General features: G+C 37.9%; 9 protein-coding genes and 1 tRNA gene. 5 read left to right on the forward strand and 5 right to left on the reverse strand.

The window, feature by feature from the left end; genetic code table 11:
• On the forward strand, positions 1–160 hold a 160-nt coding region (locus ESY88_RS20130), incomplete at its 5' end, for a transposase (protein ID WP_147089840.1).
• Positions 161–334: 174 nt separating this feature from the next.
• On the forward strand, positions 335–565 hold the full coding sequence (locus ESY88_RS20135; protein WP_147088496.1) for a hypothetical protein: 231 nt from the start codon (positions 335–337) through the stop codon (positions 563–565).
• A 17-nt stretch (positions 566–582) separates the two neighbouring features.
• Here ESY88_RS20135 and ESY88_RS20140 read toward each other — a convergent pair whose 3' ends face one another.
• Both ESY88_RS20140 and ESY88_RS20145 read right to left on the reverse strand, forming a co-directional pair.
• The gene (locus tag ESY88_RS20140) at positions 583–1,338 is read right to left on the reverse strand and encodes a UDP-2,3-diacylglucosamine diphosphatase (protein WP_147088497.1); all 756 of its coding nucleotides are present in this window, start codon (positions 1,336–1,338) and stop codon (positions 583–585) included.
• Between the two features lie 54 nt (positions 1,339–1,392).
• Complete coding sequence (locus ESY88_RS20145) at positions 1,393–1,842, reverse strand: 6-pyruvoyl trahydropterin synthase family protein (RefSeq protein ID WP_147088498.1); 450 nt, start codon at positions 1,840–1,842, stop codon at positions 1,393–1,395.
• A gap of 126 nt (positions 1,843–1,968) precedes the next feature.
• Between ESY88_RS20145 and ESY88_RS20150 the strand changes: the two genes are divergently transcribed.
• Positions 1,969–2,610 carry a 2OG-Fe(II) oxygenase gene (locus tag ESY88_RS20150; RefSeq protein WP_147088499.1) on the forward strand — a complete coding sequence of 214 codons (642 nt, stop codon included), beginning with the start codon at positions 1,969–1,971 and terminating at the stop codon, positions 2,608–2,610.
• A gap of 103 nt (positions 2,611–2,713) precedes the next feature.
• Here ESY88_RS20150 and ESY88_RS21265 read toward each other — a convergent pair whose 3' ends face one another.
• The 3 genes from ESY88_RS21265 to ESY88_RS20160 are packed head-to-tail and all read right to left on the reverse strand — an operon-like array spanning position 2,714 to position 4,731.
• Positions 2,714–2,863 (reverse strand): hypothetical protein, encoded by a 150-nt coding sequence (locus tag ESY88_RS21265; RefSeq protein ID WP_189702681.1) that lies wholly within the window; start codon positions 2,861–2,863, stop codon positions 2,714–2,716.
• Between the two features lie 36 nt (positions 2,864–2,899).
• Positions 2,900–4,234: an MATE family efflux transporter gene (locus ESY88_RS20155; protein WP_147088500.1), complete on the reverse strand. Its 1,335-nt coding sequence runs from the start codon at positions 4,232–4,234 to the stop codon at positions 2,900–2,902.
• Positions 4,231–4,731 (reverse strand): GNAT family N-acetyltransferase, encoded by a 501-nt coding sequence (locus ESY88_RS20160; RefSeq protein ID WP_147088501.1) that lies wholly within the window; start codon positions 4,729–4,731, stop codon positions 4,231–4,233. The genes ESY88_RS20155 and ESY88_RS20160 overlap by 4 nt, the downstream gene beginning before the upstream one ends.
• Before the next feature lie 55 nt (positions 4,732–4,786).
• On the opposite strand from ESY88_RS20160, the gene ESY88_RS20165 reads away from it, so the two are divergent.
• Both ESY88_RS20165 and ESY88_RS20170 read left to right on the forward strand, forming a co-directional pair.
• Entirely contained in the window at positions 4,787–5,584 is a 798-nt protein-coding gene (locus ESY88_RS20165) for a universal stress protein (protein ID WP_147088502.1), read from the forward strand.
• A 92-nt stretch (positions 5,585–5,676) separates the two neighbouring features.
• Positions 5,677–5,750: transfer RNA gene (locus ESY88_RS20170), tRNA-Ala, on the forward strand.
• Positions 5,751–6,012: the final 262 nt, after the last annotated feature.

Genomic DNA, 6,012 nt, shown 5'->3' on the forward strand with positions numbered 1-6,012 from the left:
TAATGCTAAACGGAATTTTACAGGAACGTACCATAAAATCAAGAAAAAATATCTGCAACTTTATCTAAACGAGTTTGTTTACAAGTTAAATCGAAGATATTTTGGTGAGCGAATCTTTGATAGACTAGTAATAGCAAGCATTACAGCTAATGGACACTAAACGGATATACAAAAAAAAAATATAATATTTACTTATGAAAATAATTTTAGAAAATATAAAACGTATTCGTAAACTAAAAGGCTATACTCATGAATATGTAGCACACGAGCTAAATATTAGTCAAGAGCATACAGTAAGTTAGAAAAAAATGATACTAAACTCACTGTAGAGCGATTGTATAAAATAGCTGGAATTTTTGAGGTTGAAGTTTCAGAACTTTTAGAAATAAAAGCAACCAATCAGTTTAACCAGACAAATAAAGAAAGTGCAACTGCTTATTTACAACAAACAGCTAATTTTTACCAAGAAAATAAAGAACAAAATCAAAAAATAATAGAACTTTATGAATCACGATTAAAAGATAAGGATAGACTTATTGAGCAATTAGAAAAATTGATTAAGTAGTTTTTACATTTTTAAAGTTACTTATAAGTCTTCATCTCAAAATGCTCGCCATCAAAAACACCATAAGTGAAATATTGAATCCAATCGCCTAAGTTGAAGTATTTTGAGTCCTGGCCTAAATCGATTTCCATAGGTAAATGCCGATGCCCGTAGATGAAGAAGTCGCGATGCTGTTCTTCTAGCTTCGATTTACTATATAAAATAAGCCACTCGTTATCCTCGCCCAAAAATTTGGCGTCGTGCTCGCCAGAAATGAGCTTGTTTTTAACCGACATATATTGCGCAATACGCATACCAATATCTGGGTGTAACCACTTGAATAAAAATTTGAACACGGGGTTGGTGAACACCTTTTTCATGCGCTTAAATCCTTTATCGTAAGGGCCCAAACCATCACCATGGGCAATAAAGAAGGTCTTGTTGTTAAAGGTAAACTCCATGGGTTTATGATAGACTGGTATGTTGAGTTCTTTCTCAAAATAACCGTTCATCCAAAGGTCATGATTGCCCACAAAAAAGTAGATAGGAATTCCTGAGTCCCTAATTTCAGCAAGTTTACCCAAGGTTCTTACAAAGCCTTTTGGAACAACGGTACTATACTCAAACCAAAAATCGAAGAGGTCGCCCAATAAAAAAATCGCAGCAGCATCGGTTTTTATCTCATCCAGCCAAGCCACAAATTTCTTTTCACGTGGAAAAGATTCTTCCTTAGTAGGGGCTCCCAAATGGTTGTCTGATGCGAAGTATATTTTTTTTCCTTTTGGGATTTGCATAGGTACTGTTTGAATGGATTGAGCTAGAATGCTGTATATTTCAAATATAGCCCTTTAATTATCTGAAGCAAACCACTGCGCAAAGGAGGTTGCGGTTTCCTGAAGTTTTAAGGAATGTAATTGTACGTTCTCTGGCAAGCGTTGTTTGATTTTTTCAGCAAAATCAATAACCATCATTTCGCTGGTGGGTTGATAATCTACCAACAGCACATTGTGATCTCGATCTGCCAACTCCTTGGCCAATTCTACATGCGGCGTGTTCTTGTTGAATACGGTTGCGTGGTCAAAAACATCCACGATTTCTTCCTTGACAATTTTTTTGAGGTCGCCAAAATCAATGACCATCCCAAATTTTACATGATCACTATCTGCAATAGGCTGTCCAATTACGGTCACTGCTAGATTGTAGCTGTGGCCATGCACGTTTTTACACTTGCCATCATAGCCGTAAAGGGCGTGGCCAGTTTCAAAAGAAAATTGTTTAGTTATACGTATATTGCTCATAAGAAGGCATTTTTCTGTGCAAAGATATTCATTTTGCAAAAGGAATGGCTTTTTCGAGTACATTTGCCAACTTTTTTTGCGGTACGGGTTATAAAGATTCGGGTTAATCAATTGATATTGAAGTTTATGGAAACACTTTCGAATGCAATGTCTTTTATTGAAAACGCCATGTACGAGCAAATCATTTCAGATTTAGCCATTAACCAATACAGTATAACCGATCATTTTTTTTCTGCGGAAACGGTCTCCGTTTTAAGGGCATCCCTTTTGGCCAAACATGATGAAGACCGATTTAAAAAGGCAGCTATTGGTAACCGCGTAAATGAAGTGATTGTAAAATCGATAAGAGGCGATCACATTTTGTGGATTGATGAAAATATGGCCAACACTGCTGAAGCTTTGTTTTTTAATCAAATCAACGATTTGGTGGGTTATCTCAATCGCACGTGTTTTATGGGGATTTTGCACAAGGAATTTCACTATGCCTTATACCCTAAAGCGACTTTTTACAAGCGCCACATTGATACCTTCAAAAATGACGATCGTCGTAAACTATCATTCGTTTGCTATTTAAACGATGAAGAGTGGCAACCAGAAAATGGTGGTGAGTTGGTGCTTTATCTGGATGAAAACGGTAGAGAAGCACCAAAAATCATTTATCCCTTACCCGGGCGTGTGGTTATTTTTGAAAGCCAAATCATTGAGCACGAAGTCAAACCGGTAGAGGTGGAGCGCTTGAGTATCACAGGTTGGCTTAAAACAAGATAATTAGCGTTTCTTGTTGCGGTTGTAGAAATAGACAACCACTAGAACAATTCCCAATAAAAGGAACAAACCATTACCACTTATAAATTTCATAAAATCCACAGGCTTATTTTTGGGAGTTATTTTTGAAATGTCTAAAAAGCAAGTAAGCTATAATTACCAATATCACAAAAGGCAGATACTGGCCAATGGTATAACCAATCTCATAACCAGAACTGCGAGCAATTGGATCTTGAACAACTAATAAAATGGACATTTGATAGATTTTATAAAATAATTTCGGCGATCAAAGTTAATGGTTTTCCGCGTGTGGCAAAAAGAGTTGTCTAAACTTTATAATCAACGGAATGCCTCTGGCAACCATCCAAAAGGTAAATGCGATAAAAACTGCGTAAAGTTTGAGATTGTAATGATCTAAAATAAAAAGTAAAGGTAGAAATACGACTCCTGTGGCTATCAGCAAGAGATTTCTCAAATAGCGCATCTTCCCCATGCCTTTAAACATACCATCAAAAATAAAAGCCAAGGCACATAAGGGCTGCATGGCGAGTATGATCCAAAAAACACTATAAAATTGTTTTAGTACTTTAGGTTCTTCAGTAAAAATCCTTCCGATAGGATAATAAAAAACAGCCCCTAATAGCGCCAATACCACCCCGCAAATGAGGCCGTAACCGATAAGTCTATTACTTAATTTTATAAGATTTGTGTAAGATTTCGAGCCTAATAGTTTACCGGAGAGAATGTTTCCGGCACTGGCATAACCGTCGATGATAAAAGCACCCAAAAACCAAAGGTTGATGCCAATGGTGTAGGCTGCAATGTATTCTTTCCCGTAGGACGTAGCGAACCTTGTGGCGAAATATAAAGTCACATTCAATGCCAAGGTACGTACAAACAGATTGAGCACCATCAAAGCAAAACGAGAGATTTCGGGATTTAGCGGTAAACGGACTTTAAGTGAGATATCGGTTTTTTTAAGCAAAAAAATCACAGACAATATGGCCATGATAAATTGCGCAAACACGCTGGCATAAGCGGCGCCCTTGATATGCATTGCTGGAATGTAATCTTGAATGCCATAGACCAGAATAATATCCAAAACAATATTAAGGCCAGCGCCCGTAAGCGCAATGATCATTGGGTAAAAGGTGTTCTGCAGACCTCTAAAAGTCCCAAAAATCGCAAAAGTGAATAAGGTAAATGGAAACCCAAAAACGCGGATTTTGTAATATTCGACGCTGTAATCGAGAATGAGGTTATCTGCATTGTACAATTTGAAAATATGCTCTGCAATGGGATAGGTTGCTCCAATAATCAATATACTAAGCAGGGTCATTACAAGAATGGCTTGCGCAGGGAGGCTTTTGATGGCTTCTAAATTGTTGGCGCCCAGATATTGTGAGACTAAGGAAGAGATAGCACTTCGCGATTGCCCAAAGACCCAAATGAGCATCGATAAAAAGGTGGCTACGATGCCTACCGCCGCAAGACTTTCGGTGGCGTTGAGGTCTACATTGCCAACAATGGCGGTATCTGTCAACGAGATGAGTGGTTCTGCCACCCCAGCAATCAATGCAGGAATGGCGAGTCTGTTTATGTTTTTGAAAGAAATGTCTGCGCTCATAAAACCAGTTCGTAACAATAGAAAGGTTTTTTACTTTGCTTCGGAAAATAAATCTCGCCTAATTGTTTATAGTTGCGCCGCTCGTAAAAGTTTTGGTTGCGCTCATTTTGTGAAAAGGTGTCTAATCGAATCGACTCGAAATTGTGGTTTTTTGCGAAGGCTTCAGCAAAATCCATGAGTTTTTGCGCAAAACCCTGACCTTGAAATTCAGGGTGCACCGCTAAACGATGAATGTAAAGGTTGTTGCTGTTTTTTGTCTGCCAATGGATTGGCGTGTATTCTGCATCCATCAATGTGGAAAGCGTAATGCAGCCAATAGTGTTTTCGTGAAGTTCCATTACGTAAAGCTCTGCCCTATCGAAGTCTTTCTGGAAGGCTGCCCGGTTTGGATAGTGCTCATTCCATTGAAATATCTCTTTGGAAACCATGTATTTAGCACAAGCTTTCGTGATTGTTATTATGGCGTCAATATCCTGTGCTCTTGCTTTGCGTATCATTTTAATAGCTACCTTTACTTAAAATTTGAGTAAAGTTACTTTTAAAATTTAGATTATGAAGTCAATTCTCGTTCCTGTTGGTTCCTCAAAAAATGCAGTAAGCCATTTGCAATATGCAGTGGACTTTGCCAAAAGCTTTGGTGCTAAACTCTATGTTGTGCAAATTTACAATGTTTACACTAAAGCAGGCACTATGATTAAGATAGATCATATTTTGGAGCGTGAAAGTCTGGAATTCTTAACGAAGCATGTGGCAAAGGTTGATACGAAAGGTGTTGAAATTTCCATAAGAACCTTTAAAGGCAAATTGGTGGATACGCTTGAATTGGCTTGCAATGCTTTGGAAGTCGATTTAATATTATTAGAACCACGCACCAACTCTTTGAAAGAGGAAGTGTATTTGGGAAAAACCTCGGGAAAAATCGTTAAGCAGACCAATATCCCTGCATTGATTGTGCCAGAAGGTTTTAAATTTAAGTCCATAGATACGATTTTGATGGCTATTAAATCGGCCATTATAAAAAATGAAGCAGCATTAAACCCATTGAAGGATATTAAGGCACAATTTAAATCGACAGTCAACTTGTTGTTGGTTAAGACGCCTTTTCACAACGAAGGGGACTTTAATGTGACTGAGGATCTAAAAAGTCTGATTTCAAATACCGCTTACAGCGAAAACCCAACGACCATTCAGGCTGTTATGGAGCATTATAAGGAAAACAAACCGGATTTATTATGCGTGGTAAGGCGCAAGCGTGGTTTCTTTAGTAAGATGTGGGAAAGTAACACGATATTGAAAAAAGATTTTCACAGTTCCACTTTACCTGTTTTAGTGTTGAGCGGGTTAAAATAAAATCCTATATTTGTCGACTGAAAATATTCAGGTCCATGTTCAAGATTCAAGGTCTTGATTTAGAATTTTGAACATTGAATTTTGAATGTTACGGGGCATTAGCTCATTTGGCTAGAGCGCTACGCTGGCAGTGTAGAGGCGATCGGTTCGAATCCGATATGCTCCACATCAAGCAGAAAACCTATGCGGGAGCATAGGTTTTTTTCATTTATTGAAAATAGCCAAGCGTGCTTGAGCTATTTTCAATAAATGAAAAAAACAGCATCTGCAAGATGCGTTGGTTTTCTATTTGCAGTAGTGTAGCAGCTTCGGAACAGCGCAGCTAATCCCTTCAATTCATTTCGAAAATCCCAAGCGTGCTTGAGCTATTTTCAATAAATGAAAAAAACAGCATCTGCAAGATGCGTTGGTTTTCTATTTGCAGTAGT

The organism is Subsaximicrobium wynnwilliamsii (assembly GCF_007997225.1).
Lineage (GTDB): Bacteria > Bacteroidota > Bacteroidia > Flavobacteriales > Flavobacteriaceae > Psychroserpens > Psychroserpens wynnwilliamsii.

Excerpts from the sequence above, each read along its gene's own strand:
- ESY88_RS20140 (WP_147088497.1), bottom strand. The coding sequence starts at position 1,338 with ATGCAAATCCCAAAAGGAAAAAAAATATACTTCGCATCAGACAACCAT.
- ESY88_RS20145 (WP_147088498.1), bottom strand. The coding sequence starts at position 1,842 with ATGAGCAATATACGTATAACTAAACAATTTTCTTTTGAAACTGGCCAC.
- ESY88_RS20150 (WP_147088499.1), top strand. The coding sequence starts at position 1,969 with ATGGAAACACTTTCGAATGCAATGTCTTTTATTGAAAACGCCATGTAC.
- ESY88_RS21265 (WP_189702681.1), bottom strand. The coding sequence starts at position 2,863 with ATGTCCATTTTATTAGTTGTTCAAGATCCAATTGCTCGCAGTTCTGGT.
- ESY88_RS20155 (WP_147088500.1), bottom strand. The coding sequence starts at position 4,234 with ATGAGCGCAGACATTTCTTTCAAAAACATAAACAGACTCGCCATTCCT.
- ESY88_RS20160 (WP_147088501.1), bottom strand. The coding sequence starts at position 4,731 with ATGATACGCAAAGCAAGAGCACAGGATATTGACGCCATAATAACAATC.
- ESY88_RS20165 (WP_147088502.1), top strand. The coding sequence starts at position 4,787 with ATGAAGTCAATTCTCGTTCCTGTTGGTTCCTCAAAAAATGCAGTAAGC.